This window comes from Pseudomonas sp. B21-059, assembly GCF_026016285.1.
In the GTDB taxonomy this organism is placed as follows: domain Bacteria; phylum Pseudomonadota; class Gammaproteobacteria; order Pseudomonadales; family Pseudomonadaceae; genus Aquipseudomonas; species Aquipseudomonas danubii.
The window spans coordinates 6,344,649-6,361,726 of the sequence record NZ_CP087201.1; the positions used below are offsets into that span (position 1 = coordinate 6,344,649).

Below are 17,078 nucleotides of genomic sequence, written 5' to 3' on the forward strand. Positions count from 1 at the left end.
CTGCAAACGGGCTGCACAGCCGTCGGGGCGTCATTCATGCCGCCACCTCCAGGAACCCGGGAGAACGGGCCAGGGCGAAGGGGCTGAACACCTGCCAGACCTGATCACGACGGAACTGCCCTTGCAGGTAGGGATTGATCGCGGCGTCGCAGAATCCGCCAAGGCCGGGCTCCAGGCTGTCCTGGGCAAAGTGCTGCAGGCCGGCCACCTCATCCACCAGCAGGCCGGCGAACAGCTCTTTGTACTCCACCACCAGCACTCGCCGCTGCTTGCGCAGGGGCGACAGTTCATGACCAAAAAAACCGCACAGGTCCATGATCGGCAGCAGGCGCCCACGCAGGTTGGCCACGCCCTTGACCCAGGGTTTGACCCCGGGCAGCAGGGTGTAGCGCGGCTCGTGCAGGACTTCGCTGATCTCGCCCATGGCCGCGACGTACCAGTGCTCTCCCAGGCGGAAACCGATACCGCTCCAGCTGTGCTGGCGGGTTTCCTGGGACGGCAAGTCGGCAGCCAGCAGGCGGCAGCGCTGGTCGATCTCCAGCAGCAGCTCGAAGGCGGTCTGGGATTCGCTCATGGCCGGGCGATCAGCCGGCCAGGACGTTGTTCAGGGTCTTGATCAGGGTCTCTTCGTCCACCGGCTTGGTCAGGTAGTCCTTGGCGCCCTGGCGGGTGCCCCAGACCTTGTCGGTTTCCTGATCCTTGGTGGTGATGATGATCACCGGGATGTGGCTGGTCTCGGCGTCCTTGGTCAACTGCCGAGTGGCCTGGAAGCCGTTGAGGCCGGGCATGACGATGTCCATCAGCACCGCATCGGGTTTTTCTTCCCGGGCCAGGGCCACGCCGTCGGCACCGTTCTCGGCCTTGAGCACTTCATGGCCGTGCTTTTCCAGCATGCCGGTGAGTTTGTACATTTCAGTCGGCGAGTCATCGACGATCAGAATACGAGCCATGGTCTTCCCCATACGGTATAGGCGCGCGGCCCGCGGGCCGGACACCATTGTGCGTGTCTACTGTGGCGCAAGCGCGACAAAGTCCGGAACGTGGGCCTTGATTGCGCTCAGCAGTTCTTCCTTGCTGAAGGGTTTGGTCAAAAACTGGTCGGAGCCGACGATACGCCCCTTGGCCTTGTCGAACAGGCCGTCCTTGGAGGACAGCATGATCACGGGAATGGACTTGAACGCGCTGTGGTTCTTCACCAGCGCACAGGTCTGATAACCGTCGAGCCGCGGCATCATGATGTCGACGAAAATGATTCCGGGGTGGTGGTCGACGATCTTCGACAGCGCTTCGAAGCCGTCCACTGCGGTAATGACTTCACAGCCGACGTTCTTCAGCAGCATTTCGGCCGTGCGGCGAATCGTCTTCGAATCGTCGATCACCATCACCTTCAAGGCGTTGGAATGCTGTTCCATATCTGCTCTGCCATCGCCCCAGCGAATGATTTGATCCGGTACCGCTGGCCAACGCCCCAAACCCTTGAACTTCAAGGCCTCGGCCCGGCATGCGAGCCTTTTTAGCACACTCTCCCCCCTGCAATCTATGGACCACGCCAGGCAGTGGTTTTTCCTTGACCCAGGCCCTTGTCAGCGCCACTCTGACGCCACTTTTTTTGCCTTGCATCCACTCATTTTCTTAAAGGAATCCACCCATGAGCGTTCGCGTCGGGATTGTCATGGACCCTATCGCCAGCATCTCCTACAAGAAGGACAGCTCGCTGGCCATGCTGCTGGCCGCCCAGGAGCGCGGCTGGACCCTCTTCTATATGGAGCAGCGCGACCTGTACCAGGGCGCCGGCGTGGCCCGGGCGCGCATGCGGCCGCTGCAGGTGTTCGCCAACCCGGAGAAATGGTTCGAGCTGGACGCCGAGATCGACTGCCCGCTGAGCGATCTGGACGTGATCCTGATGCGCAAGGACCCGCCCTTCGACATGGAGTTCGTCTACTCCACCTACCTGCTGGAACAGGCCGAAAGCGCCGGCGTGCTGGTGGTGAACAAGCCCCAAAGCCTGCGCGACTGCAATGAAAAGCTGTTTGCCACCCTGTTCCCACAGTGCACCCCGCCCACCGTGGTCAGCCGTCGCGCCGATGTATTGCGCGAGTTCGCCGCCCAGCATGGCGATGTGATTCTCAAGCCCCTGGACGGCATGGGCGGCACCTCGATCTTCCGTCACCGCGCCGGCGACCCGAACCTGTCGGTGATCCTGGAAACCCTGACCGTGCTCGGCAGCCAGCAGATCATGGCCCAGGCCTACCTGCCGGCCATCAAGGACGGCGACAAGCGCATCCTGATGATCGATGGCGAGCCGGTGGATTACTGCCTGGCGCGCATCCCCGCCGCCGGTGAAACCCGTGGCAACCTGGCCGCCGGCGGTCGTGGCGAGGCCCGTCCACTGAGCGACAAGGATCGCTGGATTGCCGCTCAGGTCGGCCCGACCCTGCGGGCCAAGGGCCTGCTGTTCGTCGGCCTCGACGTGATCGGCGAGCACCTGACGGAAATCAACGTCACCAGCCCCACCTGCATCCGTGAAATCGACAATGCCTTCGGCACCCAGATCGGCGCACGGCTGATGGATGCCATCGAACGCAAACTGCAAGCCGCCAGCAACAAGCCGCAAGCTTGATCTGCATCAAGCTGCAGCTTGTCGCTTGAAGCTTGGCACTCAAGGCTTGAAACCAACATTGCGTTATCATGCGCCGCCTGTGAAACCGTGATGTTGGTTGTGTGATGCCTCCTGTGATGTCGAACCGTCGATGAACCTCCCGTCCGATCTGCCCCCCGAGCTGGCCCATAGCGGCGTGCGCGCGGCCGATCGCCTGGGATTTACCCTGTTCCTGGCGGCGCTCCTGCACCTGGCACTGATCCTCGGCCTGGGCTTTTCCTTTGCCGAACCCAAGGCGATCAGCAAGACCCTGGAAATCACCCTGGCCACCTTCAAGAGCGAGACCAAGCCGAAGAAGGCCGACTTCCTCGCCCAGGAAAACCAGGAAGGCAGCGGCACCCTTGACAAGAAAGCCATTCCGAAAACCACCGAAGTCGCCCCCTTTCAGGACAACTCGGTGAAAAAGGTCGTGCCGCCACCGTCAGTCAAACCTGAAGTCAAGGAAGTCGCGCCCAAAGCGGCCGTGGCCACCACCGCGCCGAAGCCGAAAAAGACCGTGACCCAGCGTGAAGAGGTCAAGAAAGACCCGACGCCAAAGGCCGATACCCCGCGTTTCGACAGCGCCCAACTGTCCAGCGAGATTTCCAGCCTGGAAGCCGAACTGGCCAACGAACAGCAGCTGTACGCCAAGCGCCCACGCATCCACCGCCTGAGCGCCGCCTCCACCATGCGCGACAAGGGCGCCTGGTATAAGGACGAGTGGCGCAAGAAGGTCGAGCGCATCGGCAACCTCAACTACCCCGAGGAAGCCCGGCGCAAGCAGATCTACGGCAACTTGCGGCTGATGGTCTCGATCAACCGCGACGGTTCCCTGTACGAAGTGCTGGTGCTGGAGTCCTCCGGCCAGCCGCTGCTGGACCAGGCCGCCCAACGCATCGTGCGCCTGGCGGCGCCGTTCGCCCCCTTTACCGGCGACCTGTCGGACATCGACCGCCTGGAAATCATCCGCACCTGGCGCTTCGCCCGGGGCGACAAACTGTCCAGCAACTGATCTTTCGCCCCTGTGACCTCGAAGAGGCCCGACAGAGCGGCGCAAATGCCAATGACGCCTTCGCTGGCAAGCCAGCTCCTGCACAGGGCGCGCTTGTCAGCCGGGCCCGCCACCGCCACACTAGCGCTCATGAAAAATGTCAGCCCCAGCTATCTCAAGCATCACTTCCTGATCGCCATGCCCCATATGGCCGACCCGAATTTTGCCCAGACGTTGACCTATATCGTCGAGCACAATGCCAGTGGCGCCATGGGCCTGGTGATCAATCGGCCCCTGGACCTGAGCCTGGCCGATATCCTCGAACAATTGCGCCCCGACGAAGAACCGTCGCTGCTGTGCCAGCATGTGCCGATCTTCAGCGGCGGCCCGGTGCAGACTGATCGCGGCTTTGTCCTGCACCCCAACGGCCCGATCTATCAGGCCACGGTGGAATTCGAAGGGCTGTCCCTGTCCACCTCCCAGGATGTGCTGTTCGCCATTGCCGACGGCGTGGGCCCGGCCAAGAGCCTGATCGCCCTGGGCTATGCCGGCTGGGAAGCCGGGCAGCTGGAAGCCGAACTGGCGGACAACGCCTGGCTGACCTGCCCCTTCGACGCCGACATCCTGTTCAACACCAGCAGCGAATTGCGCCTGGAAGCCGCCGCCCGGCACCTGGGGGTCAACCTCAGCCTGCTCACCAGCCAGGCGGGGCACGCCTGATGGCCTTGCGACTGATCCTGGGCTTCGACTACGGCACCAAGCAGATCGGCGTCGCCGTCGGCCAGGCCATCACCGGCCAGGCCCGGGAGCTGTGCACCTTGAAGGCGCAGAACGGCGTGCCGGACTGGAATCAGGTGCAAGCGCTGATGACGGAATGGAAACCCGACGCCGTGGTGGTGGGCCTGCCCCTGAACATGGACGGCAGCCCCAGCGACATGTGCGTGCGCGCCGAGAAGTTCGCCCGGCGCCTGAACGGCCGCTTCAATGTGCCCTTCTATACCCACGATGAACGCCTGACCACCTTCGAGGCCAAGGGCGAACGCCTGGCCCGGGGCGGGCAGAAAGGCAGTTACCGCGACAACCCGGTAGACGCCATCGCCGCGGCCCTGCTGCTGCAGGGCTGGCTCGACGAAAACGCCACGCTGTTGAATACCTGAGATCCCGAATCCTGAAGATGCGCGGCCCCTGGCCGCGCGCCTCCTGGCCCAACACCAGCCGTAAGTTCCCGTGCCCTGCTGCCCGGCAGCAGGCGCGAGCCCACGAAGGAGCCACCATGAGCCTGCCCAATCCCGCCGCCCTGATCAGCCAGATGGCCACTGATCTCAACGCCCACCTGGCCCAGCGCGCCATCAGCGAGCCGCGCTTCATCGGTATCCGTACCGGTGGCGTGTGGGTGGCCCAGGCCCTGTTGGAAGCCCTGGGCAGCGACGCACCCCTGGGCACCCTGGATGTGTCCTTCTACCGCGACGACTTCAGCCAGAACGGCCTGCACCCGCAAGTTCGCCCTTCGGAACTGCCGTTCGAGATCGAAGGCCAGCATCTGGTGCTGATCGATGACGTGCTGATGAGCGGCCGGACCATCCGCGCCGCCCTCAACGAGCTGTTCGACTATGGCCGTCCAGCCAGCGTGACCCTGGTCTGCCTGCTGGACCTGAACGCCGCCGAGCTGCCGATTCGTCCGAATGTGGTGGGCGCGACCCTGTCGCTGGCCGCCCACGAGCGGGTAAAATTGTCCGGTCCTGCGCCGCTTCAACTCGAGCTCCAAGACCTCGCCCTCTAACTCGCCCTTTTAAGAGTCCATTGCGATGACGCCTCTAGACGCCAAGCGCCCGCTGCAGCTCAACGATCAGGGCCAGCTGCGCCATTTCCTGTCCCTCGACGGCCTGAACCGCGAGCTGCTGACAGAAATCCTCGACACCGCCGACTCCTTCCTCGAAGTCGGCGCCCGGGCGGTCAAGAAAGTCCCGCTGCTGCGCGGCAAGACCGTGTGCAACGTGTTCTTCGAGAACTCCACCCGTACCCGCACCACCTTCGAACTGGCGGCCCAGCGGCTGTCGGCGGACGTGATCACCCTGAATGTCTCGACCTCCTCGGCGAGCAAGGGTGAAACCCTGCTGGACACCCTGCGCAACCTGGAAGCCATGGCCGCCGACATGTTCGTGGTACGCCACGGCGACTCCGGCGCCGCGCACTTCATCGCCGAACACGTGTGCCCGCAAGTGGCGATCATCAACGGCGGCGACGGCCGTCACGCCCACCCGACCCAGGGCATGCTCGACATGCTGACCATCCGCCGGCACAAGGGCGGCTTCGAGAACCTCTCGGTGGCCATCGTCGGCGACATCCTGCACTCGCGGGTAGCCCGCTCGAACATGCTGGCGCTCAAGACCCTCGGCTGCCCGGACATCCGCGTGATCGCACCGAAAACCCTGCTGCCGATCGGCATCGAGCAGTACGGGGTCAAGGTCTACACCGACATGACCGAAGGCCTGAAAGACGTGGACGTGGTGATCATGTTGCGCCTGCAGCGTGAACGCATGCAGGGCGGCCTGCTGCCCAGCGAAGGCGAGTTCTACCGCCTGTTCGGCCTGACCACCGCACGCCTGGCCGGGGCCAAGCCCGACGCCATCGTCATGCACCCGGGCCCGATCAACCGCGGTGTGGAGATCGAATCGGCGGTGGCCGACGGTCCGCACTCGGTGATCCTCAATCAGGTGACCTACGGCATTGCAGTGCGCATGGCGGTACTGTCCATGGCCATGAGCGGGCAGACCGCCCAGCGACAATTCGAGCAGGAGAACGCCCAGTGAAGCTCAGCATTCTCGGCGCCCGCGTCATCGATCCAAGCAGCGGCCTGGATCAAACCACTGATCTGCATCTGGAAGCCGGCAAGATCGTCGCCATCGGCGCCGCACCCAATGGTTTCAATGCCGTCACTATCATCGACGCCAAGGGCCTGGTGGCCGCGCCCGGCCTGGTGGACCTGAGCGTGGCCCTGCGCGAGCCGGGCTACAGCCGCAAGGGCAGCATTGCCAGCGAAACCCGCGCCGCCACGGCCGGTGGCGTCACCAGCCTGTGCTGCCCGCCGCACACCAAACCGGTACTGGATACCTCGGCCGTGGCCGAACTGATCCTCGACCGCGCCCGGGAAGCCGGCAACAGCAAAGTCTTCCCGATCGGGGCTCTGAGCAAGGGACTGGAAGGCGAACAGTTGGCCGAGTTGATTGCCCTGCGTGACGCCGGCTGCGTGGCCTTCGGCAATGGCCTGGAAGGCTTCCGCAGCAACCGCACCCTGTGCCGTGCCCTGGAATACGCCGCCACCTTCGACCTGACGGTGATCTTCCACTCCCAGGACCGCGACCTGGCCGAAGGCGGCCTGGCCCATGAAGGTGCTACCGCCAGCTTCCTCGGTTTGCCGGGGATTCCCGAAAGCGCGGAAACCGTGGCCCTGGCCCGGGACCTGCTGCTGGTGGAACAAAGCGGCGTGCGCGCTCACTTCAGCCAGCTGACCAGCGCCCGGGGCGTTGAGCTGATCGCCCAGGCCCAGGCCCGCGGCCTGCCAGTGACCGCCGATGTGGCGCTGTATCAGCTGATCCTCACCGATGAGGCGCTGATCGACTTCTCCAGCCTGTATCACGTGCAGCCGCCACTGCGCTCGCGGGCCGACCGTGATGCCCTGCGTGCAGCGGTGAAGTCCGGGGTGGTGCAAGCCATCTCCAGCCATCACCAGCCCCACGAGCGCGATGCCAAGCTGGCGCCGTTCGGGGCCACCGAGCCCGGCATCAGCAGCGTCGAGTTGCTGCTGCCACTGGCCCTGACCCTGGTTCAGGACGGTTTACTGGACCTGCCGACCCTGCTGGCGCGCCTCAGCGCTGGTCCTGCCGAGGCCTTGCGCCTGCCGGCGGGCAAGCTGGTGGAAGGGGGCGCAGCGGACCTGGTGCTGTTCGACCCTGCCAGTTCCACCGTGGCCGGCGAGCGCTGGCTGTCCAAGGGCGAGAACTGCCCGTTCCTCGGCCATAGCCTGCCGGGCGCGGTGCGCTACACCCTGGTGGATGGGCATATCAGCTATCAAGGCTGATTGCCTGGCTGGTGCCCTGTAGCCGCTGCCGCAGGCTGCGAACGGCTCCGAAGGAGCCGCCGCTCCTGATGGCGGTCTGCGGCAACAGCTACATGCAACGCCATCACCGCCTGCGCCGCTGACTGGGTCAACGGCGTTTGGCGTTTTCCAGGGAGACCTGGTCGTTCAGGGTCCAGAAGTCGTACAGCACCCCCAGGAAGAACAAACCACCGGTGAACAGGTAGAGCACACCGCTCAACCATTTGCCCTGGTACATGCGATGTACGCCAAATACCCCGAGGAAGGTCAGCAGAATCCAGGCCACGCTGTATTCCACGGGACCAGAGGTAAAGCGCAAGTCCGCTTCCCGATCCATGGACGGGATCAGGAACAAGTCGATCAGCCAGCCAATGCCCAATAGACCAAGGGTGAAGAACCAAATGGTCCCGGTCACCGGCTTGCCGTAATAGAAGCGGTGAGCGCCGGTAAAACCGAGAATCCACAACAGGTAACCGATCACCTTGCTGTGGGTGTCATGGGCGGATGCATCCTGACGATAGGTGTTCATTAAGAGCCTCTTGCTAGGTGATAGATAAATATTCTTAAAATCTTTGTGACTTTTTTACAGGCTTTCGACGTGTGGACAATGTTACCTTCTGTTCCGCCAAAGCCTTGTACTGCCTGACTTCTGACGGTTTTCTGCGTCAAGTTGCCACCTCTTTGCCGAAGTTGACCCCAAGGTTGAATCGACAAACGGCCACGGAAGTGACCTGAAAGCTGTTATAAAGTTGCGCGCTAACCAAATAAGAGCCTTGCCTAATGCGACCATTTTTCAAGACATGGCTAACCATTTGCCTATTAATGCCACTGGCCGCCCACGCCACCAACCGTGAGCAACGACTTCCCAACGTTAATGGCTACACCCCGAAACCCCATGTTTCGACGGTCACCGCCAAGAACAAGACCACCATCAAGCACCCCACCCGCCTGAGCAAGGCCGACAGCAAGCTGGTGGCCAACAACGCCGGCCGGCCAAGCACCACTGTCCTCAGCCGTGCGGTCAATGTGCTGGGCACCCCCTATCGTTGGGGCGGCAGCAGCCCAAGTAAAGGCTTCGATTGCAGCGGCCTGGTGCGCTACGCCTTCAATGACGTCGCCGCCGTGGACCTGCCACGTACCTCCAACGCCATGGCCAGCGGCCACGGGCAGAAGGTCGAGCGCAAGGACCTGAAGCCGGGCGATCTGCTGTTCTTCAACATCAAGAGCCGCAAGGTCAACCACGTCGCCATCTACCTGGGCGAAGACCGCTTTATCCACGCCCCACGGCGCGGCAAGGCAGTGACCATCGACACCCTGAAGAAACCCTACTGGCAGAGCCACTACGTGGTTGCCAAGCGGGTACTGCCCAAGGAACAGGCTCCTCTGCGGGTCGTGCAGCGCTGATCTGCTGATTCGCCCATTCGCCGGCAAGCCGGCTCCTACACCCACCTGTAGGAGCCGGCTTGCCGGCGAATGCATTTCCAACCCTGTCAAAAGCTCTCCGGCATCCGGGCCTGCTCCCGCGCCTGTTCACGGCTGATCAGCCCTTGCCCCAGCAATGCCTTGAGGCTCATGTCCAGGGTACGCATGCCCTGGGCCCCGCCGGTCTGGATCGCCGAATACATCTGCGCCACCTTGTCCTCGCGAATCAGGTTACGGATCGCCGCATTGCCGAGCATGATTTCGTGAGCCGCCACCCGCCCACCGCCCACTTTCTTCAGCAACACCTGGGCAATGACCGCCTGCAACGACTCGGCCAGCATCGAGCGCACCAGGGCCTTTTCCTCCCCCGGAAACACGTCCACCAGCCGGTCGATGCTCTTGGCCGCGGATGCAGTGTGCAGGGTGGCGAACACCAGGTGCCCGGTTTCGGCGGCGGTCAGGGCCAGGCGAATGCTTTCCAGATCGCGCAACTCTCCCAGCAGGATCACGTCCGGGTCCTCCCGCAGCGCCGCACGCAAGGCGGTGGCGAAACTGCGGGTATCACGCGGCACCTCGCGCTGGTGGATCAGGCAACTTTTCTGCGGATGAATGAACTCGATGGGGTCTTCGAGGGTGAGGATGTGCTGCTGCCGATGCTGGTTCAGGTGATCGATCATCGCCGCCAAGGTGGTGGACTTGCCGCTACCGGTGGGCCCGGTGACCAGCACCAGCCCCCGGGGCGCTTCGGCAATCTGCTGAAACACTTGCCCCAGTCCCAACGCCTCCAAGCTCAGTACCCGTGACGGGATCAGGCGCAGCACTGCAGCCGCTCCCCGGGAGTGCTGGAAGGCATTGACCCGGAACCGCGCCACGCCCGGCAGTTCGTAGGCAAAGTCCAGATCCTGCTGGCTGGCGAACACCTGCCGCTGTGGCTCGCTCATCAGGCCATGCATCAAGGACAGCACCTGCTGTGCATCCAGGGCCGGGCTGTCCAGCGGACGAATATCGCCATCAATGCGCAGCATCGGCGCCAGTCCGGCAGACAGATGCAGGTCGGAAGCGCCCCGGGAGATGCTCAAAGTCAGGAGTTCGGTGATGTCCATAGTGCCCCCCAATTCCAGTAGAATGCCGCGAGCTTCAGACCCAGCCGCCATGCCGGGCAATGACCGGCGCGGCCCTTGAGCGATGCTCGGGCCGGTCGACAATCAGGGTCTGGTGGATTCATGCGGCGGTTGGCGGCCAAGGTCACAGGCTCCCGGTCGCCGGTACTTTTGAGAAGAAATCGAATGTCCACGATAGCAGACAACATTGCCCAGCTAGCCGAGCGTATCCGCAGCGCCTGCCAGGCCGCACAGCGTGCCCCGGACAGCGTCATGCTGCTGGCCGTGAGCAAGACCAAACCCGCCGCCGCCCTGCGCGAAGCCTATGCCGCCGGCCTGCGGGACTTCGGCGAGAACTACCTGCAAGAAGCCCTGGGCAAACAACAGGAACTGGCGGACCTGCCCTTGAGTTGGCACTTCATCGGCCCCATTCAGTCGAACAAGACTCGCGCCATTGCCGAGCATTTTGCCTGGGTGCATTCCGTGGATCGCTTGAAAATCGCACAACGCCTGTCCGAGCAACGCCCCGCCGAACTGCCACCGCTGAACATCTGCATCCAGGTGAATGTCAGTGGCGAAGCCAGCAAGTCCGGCTGTACCCCGGCCGACCTGCCAGACCTGGCCAGGGCCATCAGCGCCTTGCCACGCCTGCAACTGCGCGGGCTGATGGCGATTCCCGAGCCCACCGAGGACCGCGCCGCCCAGGAAGCCGCCTTCGCGGCGGTGCAGGCCCTGAACAACCAACTGCGCGACAACCTCAAGCTGCCCCTGGACACCCTTTCCATGGGCATGAGCCACGACCTCGAAGCGGCCATCGCCCAGGGCGCCACCTGGGTGCGGATCGGTACCGCACTGTTTGGTGCCCGCGACTACAGTCAGTCCTGATGCGACTGACACTGACCTCTCATAAGGACCTGTCATGAACACGACTCGTATCGCTTTTATCGGCGCCGGCAACATGGCGGCCAGCCTCATCGGTGGCCTGCGGGCCAAAGGCCTTGAGGCGGCACAGATCCGTGCCAGTGACCCCGGCGCCGAAACCCGGGCCAAGGTGGCTGCCGAACATGGCATCCAGGTGTTCGCCGACAACGCCGAAGCCATCGCCGGCGTCGATGTGATCGTCCTGGCGGTCAAGCCCCAGGCCATGAAAGCCGTGTGCGAAGCCCTGCGCCCGAGCCTGCAGCCGCAGCAGCTGGTGGTGTCCATTGCCGCCGGCATCACCTGCGCCAGCATGAACCACTGGCTCGGCGAGCAACCGATCGTGCGCTGCATGCCCAACACCCCGGCGCTGCTGCGCCAGGGCGTCAGCGGCCTGTATGCCACCGCCCAGGTCAGCCCTGAACAGCGCCATCAGGCCGAAGAACTGCTGTCCGCCGTGGGCATCGCCCTGTGGCTGGATCAAGAGCAGCAACTGGACGCAGTGACCGCGGTGTCCGGCAGCGGCCCGGCGTATTTCTTCCTGCTGATCGAAGCCATGACCGCCGCTGGCGAAAAACTCGGCCTGCCTCGGGAAACCGCCGCCCAACTGACCCTGCAGACCGCCCTGGGGGCGGCTCACATGGCAGTGTCCAGTGACGTCGACGCCGCCGAGCTGCGCCGCCGCGTGACGTCGCCAGCCGGCACCACGGAAGCCGCGATCAAATCGTTCCAGGCCAACGGCTTTGAAGCCCTGGTGGAAAAAGCATTGGGTGCCGCCGCGCACCGCTCGGCCGAAATGGCCGAACAACTCGGTCGTTAACTCGCCCCTACAAAGGAATCGATAATGTTCGGACTCAACGACGCTGCCATTTTTGTGATTCAGACCCTGGGCAGCCTGTACCTGCTGGTGGTCCTGCTGCGCTTCATGCTGCAAGTGGTACGGGCGAACTTCTACAACCCTATCTGCCAGTTCATCGTGCGCGCCACCCAGCCACTGCTCAAACCCCTGCGCCGGGTGATCCCCAGCATGTTCGGGCTCGACATGTCCTCGCTGGTCCTGGCCCTGATCGTCCAAATGGCGCTGTTCGCCATCGTCCTGACCCTCAGCCAAATCTCCTTCAATGCCCTGGGCCTGCTGCTGTGGGCGCCGATCGGCATCTTCGCGCTGTTCCTGAAGATCTGGTTCTTCGCCATGATCATCAGCGTGATCCTGTCCTGGGTCGCTCCTGGCAGCCAGAGCCCGGGCGCGGAACTGGCCTACCAGATCAGCGAGCCGCTGCTGGCACCATTCCGACGCATCGTGCCCAACCTGGGCGGCCTGGACATCTCGCCGATCCTGGCCTTCATCGTGATCCAGCTGGTGCAACAGTGGCTGATTCCGCGCCTGGCGCTCTACACCTTCATGCCCCCTGAGTTGTTCGGGCTGATCTGATGAGCTACTTCCGCTGGGACGGTGACGATCTGATTCTCGATTGTCACCTGCAACCCAAGGCCAGCAACGACGAGTTCGCTGGCCTGCATGGGGAGCGGCTGAAGATCCGCCTCACCGCCCCGCCTGTGGAGGGCAAGGCCAATGCTCACTTGATGGCGTTCCTGGCCAAGGCTTTCGGCATTCCCAAGAGCCACGTCAGCCTGGTCAGTGGCGAGTTGAACCGGCAGAAGCGCGTGCGCCTGCAAGCGCCGAAGAAGCTGCCGGATCTGCCGGGGCTGGCGCGCCCTGCCTGATTCTTCGGCAAGCCGGCTCCTACGCCCCAGGTCCGCTGTAGGCGCTGGCTTGCCAGCGAATCTCACCCCGCCATTTCTCCAACCAAATACAGCCCCGGGCTTTGCTTGCCGCTGGGGACAGCGGTCTTTAGACTTACGCCTCATTTAAATGAGAGCAGGGTCGATGCCAACTGCCTTTCCCCCCGATTCTGTTGGTCTGGTCACGCCAGAAATAGCGCACTTCAGCGATCCTCTGGCCCTGGCCTGCGGACGCGCGCTACCGGCCTACGACCTGATCTACGAAACCTATGGTCAGCTCAACGCCAGCGCCAGCAACGCGGTGCTGATCTGTCACGCCCTGTCCGGCCATCACCACGCCGCCGGCTACCACAGCGTTGATGACCGCAAACCCGGTTGGTGGGACAGCTGCATCGGTCCCGGCAAGCCCATCGACACCAACAAGTTCTTCGTGGTCAGCCTCAACAACCTCGGCGGTTGCAACGGCTCCACCGGCCCCAGCAGCCTCAATCCGGAAACCGGCAAGCCATTCGGCGCCGACTTCCCGGTGCTCACCGTGGAAGACTGGGTGCACAGCCAGGCGCGCCTGGCGGACCGCCTGGGCATTGCCCAGTGGGCGGCGGTGATCGGCGGCAGCCTGGGCGGCATGCAGGCCCTGCAATGGACCATCACCTACCCGGACCGGGTACGGCACTGCCTGGCCATCGCCTCGGCCCCCAAGCTCTCGGCGCAGAACATTGCCTTCAACGAAGTGGCACGCCAGGCGATTCTCACCGACCCGGAGTTCCACGGCGGTTCCTTCCAGGAACAAGGCGTGATCCCCAAGCGCGGGCTGATGCTGGCGCGCATGGTCGGGCACATCACCTACCTGTCCGATGACTCCATGGGCGAGAAATTCGGCCGCGGCCTCAAGAGCGAAAAGCTCAACTACGACTTCCACAGCGTCGAATTCCAAGTGGAAAGCTACCTGCGCTATCAGGGCGAAGAGTTTTCCGGGCGTTTCGACGCCAACACCTACCTGCTGATGACCAAGGCCCTGGACTATTTCGACCCGGCGGCGAACTTCGACGACGACCTGGCCAAGACCTTCGCCAACGCCAGCGCCAAGTTCTGCGTGATGTCCTTCACCACCGACTGGCGCTTCTCCCCGGCCCGTTCCCGGGAGCTGGTGGACGCGCTGATGGCGGCGCGCAAGGACGTCTGCTACCTGGAGATCGACGCACCCCAGGGGCACGACGCCTTCCTGATCCCGATCCCGCGCTACCTGCAGGCCTTTAGTCACTACATGAACCGCATTACCTTGTGAGGACTCGATGAGAGCCGATCTGGAAATCATCCAGGAATGGATCCCCGCCGGCAGCCGCGTCCTCGACCTGGGCTGCGGTAACGGCGAGCTGCTGAGCTGGCTGCAGGAACACAAGCAAGTCACCGGCTACGGCCTGGAAAACGACCCGGACAACATTGCCGAGTGCGTGGCCAAGGGCATCAACGTGATCGAGCAGGACCTGGACAAGGGCCTGGGCAACTTCGCCAGCAACAGCTTCGATATCGTGGTCATGACCCAGGCCCTGCAGGCCGTGCACTACCCGGACAAGATCCTCGACGAAATGCTCCGGGTCGGCCGCCAGTGCATCATCACTTTCCCCAACTTCGGCCACTGGCGCTGCCGCTGGTACCTGGCCAGCAAGGGTCGGATGCCGGTCTCGGAGTTCCTGCCGTACACCTGGTACAACACGCCGAACATCCACTTCTGCACCTTCGAGGACTTCGAAGAGCTGTGCCGCGAGCGGCAAGCCCGGGTGATCAACCGCCTTGCCGTCGATCAACAACACCGCCACGGGTGGGCCAGTAAGCTATGGCCTAATCTGTTGGGAGAGATCGGCATCTACCGCGTCAGCAGTCCCGGCCTGCAGGATCACAAAGTCGCGGTATAAACCACGTTGCATCGAGGAGAACCACCATGGGACGTCTGGTTACATTTCTATTGGCCGCCTGCCTGAGCCTGAGCGCCCTGGCCGCGGACCCGATCAAGGGCGAACGCAAGGAAGTGTTCGGTGACATCACCGTGCACTACAACACCTTCAACTCCACCTACCTGCAGCCTGACATCGCCAGGGCGGCAGAGCTGGTTCGCAGCAAGAACCAGGGCGTGATCAACGTCTCCCTGATCAAGGATGGCAAGCCGCTGGTCGGCCAGGTCAGCGGTACGGTCAAGGACCTGACCAGCAAGAGCATCCCGCTGAAATTCCGCCAGATCACCGAACAGGGCGCGATCTACTACATCGCCCAGTTCCCGGTGGAACAGCAAGAAAACCGTACGTTCACCATCACCGTGCAAACCGGCGGTGACACCAACAGCTTCAGCTTCAACCAAGAGCTATTCCCGGGCGAATAATGAACCTCACGCAACTCGTACTGGCCAGCCACAACGCCGGCAAACTCAAAGAACTCCAGGCCATGCTCGGCGCCTCGGTGCAACTGCGCTCGATCGGCGAGTTCAGCAGCGTCGAGCCGGAAGAAACCGGTCTGTCGTTCGTCGAAAACGCCATCCTCAAGGCGCGCAATGCCGCGCGCATTTCCGGCTTGCCGGCACTGGCGGACGATTCCGGCCTGGCCGTGGACTTTCTCGGCGGCGCGCCGGGCATCTACTCGGCGCGCTATGCCGACGGCCAGGGCGACGCGGCGAACAACGCCAAGCTGCTCGAAGCCCTGAAAGACGTCCCCGAAGCCCAGCGCGGCGCGCAATTTGTATGCGTCCTGGCCCTGGTGCGGCACGCCGACGATCCGTTGCCGATCCTCTGCGAAGGCCTGTGGCACGGGCGCATCCTCACCGCCGCCAGTGGCGAACACGGTTTCGGCTACGACCCGCTGTTCTGGGTGCCGGAACGTGACTGCTCCAGCGCCGAGCTGGGCCCCGTGGAGAAAAACCAGCTCAGCCACCGCGCCCGCGCCATGGCCATTCTGCGGCAACGCCTGGGCCTGCAATGAGCCAGGACCGATCCGCGTCGCCGCTGATTCTCGGCGGCGCGCCAACGCCTCGGGCGGCGCTGCCCCAGTTGCCGCCCCTGGCGCTGTACATCCACATCCCGTGGTGTGTACGCAAATGCCCTTATTGCGATTTCAACTCCCACGCCGCCAGCCCGACGTTGCCGGAAGAAGAGTACGTCGACGCCCTGCTGGCCGACCTCGACCTGGAGCTGCACGCGGTGCATGGCCGCGAGCTGAGTTCGATCTTCTTCGGCGGCGGTACTCCGAGCCTGTTCAGCGCCCAGGCCCTGGGGCGGCTGCTCCAGGGCGTGGAACAACGCATCGCCTTCGCCAGCGATATCGAAATCACCCTGGAAGCCAACCCCGGGACCTTCGAGCAGGAGAAATTCACCGCCTATCGCGCCCTGGGAATCAACCGCCTGTCCATCGGCATCCAGAGCTTCCAGGAACAGAAGCTCAAGGCCCTGGGCCGCATCCACAACGGTGACGAAGCGATTCGCGCCGCCGGCATGGCGCGCCAGGCCGGATTCGACAACTTCAACCTGGACCTGATGCACGGCTTGCCGGATCAGTCCCTGGACGATGCCCTGGGCGATCTGCGTCAGGCCATCGCCATGAAGCCGACCCACCTGTCCTGGTATCAGCTGACCCTGGAACCCAACACGGTGTTCTGGAACCAGCCACCGGTGCTGCCGGAAGACGACACCCTGTGGGATATCCAGGAAGCCGGCCAGGCACTGCTGGCCGAGCATGGCTACGCCCAGTACGAAGTCTCGGCCTACGCCCAGCCCGGACGCGCGGCGCGGCACAACCTGAACTACTGGAGCTTTGGCGACTTCATCGGCATCGGTGCCGGCGCCCACGGCAAGCTCAGCCACCCGGACGGGCGCATTCTGCGCACCTGGAAGACCCGCCTGCCCAAGGACTACCTGAACCCGGCCAAGCCATTCAAGGCAGGCGAGAAGACCCTGGGCAACGACGAGCTGCCGTTCGAATTCCTGATGAACGCCCTGCGCCTTACCGATGGCGTCGACGCCGCACTGTTCGCCCAGCGCACCGGCCTGGATCTGGCCAGCCTTGCCGAAGGTCGGCGCCAGGCCGAACAAAGCGGCTTGTTGCAGGTCGAACCGTCACGCCTGGCGGCCACGGCCCGCGGGCAACTCTTCCTCAATGACCTGCTGCAATACTTTCTGATCTAAGGAA

At 63.6% G+C, this 17,078-nt stretch carries 22 protein-coding genes; 17 read left to right on the top strand and 5 right to left on the bottom strand.

All coding sequences use genetic code 11. From position 1 onward, the window contains the following. Positions 1-34 precede the first annotated feature (34 nt). Genes LOY69_RS28260 through pilG form a run of 3 tightly spaced genes read right to left on the bottom strand, consistent with a single transcriptional unit; the run spans position 35 to position 1,412 of the window. Positions 35-574, bottom strand: a complete 540-nt coding sequence (locus LOY69_RS28260) for a chemotaxis protein CheW (protein WP_102881161.1) — start codon at positions 572-574, stop codon at positions 35-37. 10 nt (positions 575-584) lie between these two features. Continuing rightward, a complete protein-coding gene (gene pilH / locus LOY69_RS28265) occupies positions 585-950 on the bottom strand; it encodes a twitching motility response regulator PilH (RefSeq protein ID WP_011064000.1) in 366 nt (121 codons plus the stop codon). A 57-nt stretch (positions 951-1,007) separates the two neighbouring features. After that, complete coding sequence (gene pilG / locus LOY69_RS28270) at positions 1,008-1,412, bottom strand: twitching motility response regulator PilG (RefSeq protein ID WP_025131048.1); 405 nt, start codon at positions 1,410-1,412, stop codon at positions 1,008-1,010. Between the two features lie 236 nt (positions 1,413-1,648). Here pilG and gshB point away from each other — a divergent pair, with 236 nt between their 5' ends. The 7 genes from gshB (at position 1,649) to LOY69_RS28305 (ending at position 7,707) form a co-directional block, all read left to right on the top strand. After that, entirely contained in the window at positions 1,649-2,620 is a 972-nt protein-coding gene (gene gshB, locus LOY69_RS28275; RefSeq protein WP_102881162.1) for a glutathione synthase, read from the top strand. A gap of 130 nt (positions 2,621-2,750) precedes the next feature. Then, on the top strand, positions 2,751-3,650 hold the full coding sequence (locus LOY69_RS28280) for an energy transducer TonB (protein ID WP_102881163.1): 900 nt from the start codon (positions 2,751-2,753) through the stop codon (positions 3,648-3,650). A 129-nt stretch (positions 3,651-3,779) separates the two neighbouring features. Next, positions 3,780-4,349: a YqgE/AlgH family protein gene (locus tag LOY69_RS28285; RefSeq protein ID WP_102862072.1), complete on the top strand. Its 570-nt coding sequence runs from the start codon at positions 3,780-3,782 to the stop codon at positions 4,347-4,349. Continuing rightward, positions 4,349-4,786: a Holliday junction resolvase RuvX gene (gene ruvX, locus LOY69_RS28290; protein WP_102862073.1), complete on the top strand. Its 438-nt coding sequence runs from the start codon at positions 4,349-4,351 to the stop codon at positions 4,784-4,786. Before LOY69_RS28285 ends, ruvX begins: the two co-directional genes overlap by 1 nt. Positions 4,787-4,902: 116 nt before the next feature. Next, on the top strand, positions 4,903-5,409 hold the full coding sequence (gene pyrR / locus LOY69_RS28295) for a bifunctional pyr operon transcriptional regulator/uracil phosphoribosyltransferase PyrR (RefSeq protein ID WP_060841533.1): 507 nt from the start codon (positions 4,903-4,905) through the stop codon (positions 5,407-5,409). Positions 5,410-5,434: 25 nt separating this feature from the next. Next, positions 5,435-6,439: an aspartate carbamoyltransferase catalytic subunit gene (locus LOY69_RS28300; RefSeq protein ID WP_011064007.1), complete on the top strand. Its 1,005-nt coding sequence runs from the start codon at positions 5,435-5,437 to the stop codon at positions 6,437-6,439. After that, a complete protein-coding gene (locus LOY69_RS28305) occupies positions 6,436-7,707 on the top strand; it encodes a dihydroorotase (protein ID WP_265073891.1) in 1,272 nt (423 codons plus the stop codon). The genes LOY69_RS28300 and LOY69_RS28305 overlap by 4 nt, the downstream gene beginning before the upstream one ends. 127 nt (positions 7,708-7,834) lie before the next feature. On the opposite strand, the gene LOY69_RS28310 is transcribed toward LOY69_RS28305, so the two are convergent. Continuing rightward, positions 7,835-8,254 (bottom strand): NINE protein, encoded by a 420-nt coding sequence (locus LOY69_RS28310; protein WP_102862075.1) that lies wholly within the window; start codon positions 8,252-8,254, stop codon positions 7,835-7,837. Between the two features lie 251 nt (positions 8,255-8,505). On the opposite strand from LOY69_RS28310, the gene LOY69_RS28315 reads away from it, so the two are divergent. Continuing rightward, positions 8,506-9,129 carry a C40 family peptidase gene (locus LOY69_RS28315; RefSeq protein ID WP_102862076.1) on the top strand — a complete coding sequence of 208 codons (624 nt, stop codon included), beginning with the start codon at positions 8,506-8,508 and terminating at the stop codon, positions 9,127-9,129. 86 nt (positions 9,130-9,215) lie between these two features. On the opposite strand, the gene LOY69_RS28320 is transcribed toward LOY69_RS28315, so the two are convergent. Further along, entirely contained in the window at positions 9,216-10,250 is a 1,035-nt protein-coding gene (locus LOY69_RS28320) for a type IV pilus twitching motility protein PilT (RefSeq protein ID WP_102881165.1), read from the bottom strand. 183 nt (positions 10,251-10,433) lie between these two features. On the opposite strand from LOY69_RS28320, the gene LOY69_RS28325 reads away from it, so the two are divergent. From LOY69_RS28325 to hemW, 9 genes are all read left to right on the top strand, one after another. Beyond that, the gene (locus LOY69_RS28325) at positions 10,434-11,132 is read left to right on the top strand and encodes a YggS family pyridoxal phosphate-dependent enzyme (RefSeq protein ID WP_170001809.1); all 699 of its coding nucleotides are present in this window, start codon (positions 10,434-10,436) and stop codon (positions 11,130-11,132) included. Between the two features lie 34 nt (positions 11,133-11,166). Further along, positions 11,167-11,985: a pyrroline-5-carboxylate reductase gene (gene proC / locus LOY69_RS28330; RefSeq protein WP_102862079.1), complete on the top strand. Its 819-nt coding sequence runs from the start codon at positions 11,167-11,169 to the stop codon at positions 11,983-11,985. A 24-nt stretch (positions 11,986-12,009) separates the two neighbouring features. Then, positions 12,010-12,597 (top strand): YggT family protein, encoded by a 588-nt coding sequence (locus tag LOY69_RS28335; RefSeq protein WP_102862080.1) that lies wholly within the window; start codon positions 12,010-12,012, stop codon positions 12,595-12,597. Beyond that, entirely contained in the window at positions 12,597-12,890 is a 294-nt protein-coding gene (locus LOY69_RS28340) for a DUF167 domain-containing protein (protein WP_110594334.1), read from the top strand. Before LOY69_RS28335 ends, LOY69_RS28340 begins: the two co-directional genes overlap by 1 nt. A gap of 163 nt (positions 12,891-13,053) precedes the next feature. Then, a complete protein-coding gene (gene metX, locus LOY69_RS28345; RefSeq protein ID WP_102862082.1) occupies positions 13,054-14,193 on the top strand; it encodes a homoserine O-succinyltransferase MetX in 1,140 nt (379 codons plus the stop codon). A 7-nt stretch (positions 14,194-14,200) separates the two neighbouring features. Next, a complete protein-coding gene (metW, locus tag LOY69_RS28350) occupies positions 14,201-14,821 on the top strand; it encodes a methionine biosynthesis protein MetW (RefSeq protein ID WP_011064017.1) in 621 nt (206 codons plus the stop codon). 26 nt (positions 14,822-14,847) lie between these two features. Further along, the gene (locus LOY69_RS28355) at positions 14,848-15,282 is read left to right on the top strand and encodes a DUF4426 domain-containing protein (RefSeq protein ID WP_102881169.1); all 435 of its coding nucleotides are present in this window, start codon (positions 14,848-14,850) and stop codon (positions 15,280-15,282) included. Then, positions 15,279-15,875 carry an RdgB/HAM1 family non-canonical purine NTP pyrophosphatase gene (rdgB, locus tag LOY69_RS28360; RefSeq protein ID WP_167365682.1) on the top strand — a complete coding sequence of 199 codons (597 nt, stop codon included), beginning with the start codon at positions 15,279-15,281 and terminating at the stop codon, positions 15,873-15,875. The genes LOY69_RS28355 and rdgB overlap by 4 nt, the downstream gene beginning before the upstream one ends. Next, positions 15,872-17,074: a radical SAM family heme chaperone HemW gene (hemW, locus tag LOY69_RS28365; protein ID WP_123389941.1), complete on the top strand. Its 1,203-nt coding sequence runs from the start codon at positions 15,872-15,874 to the stop codon at positions 17,072-17,074. Before rdgB ends, hemW begins: the two co-directional genes overlap by 4 nt. Positions 17,075-17,078 lie beyond the last annotated feature (4 nt).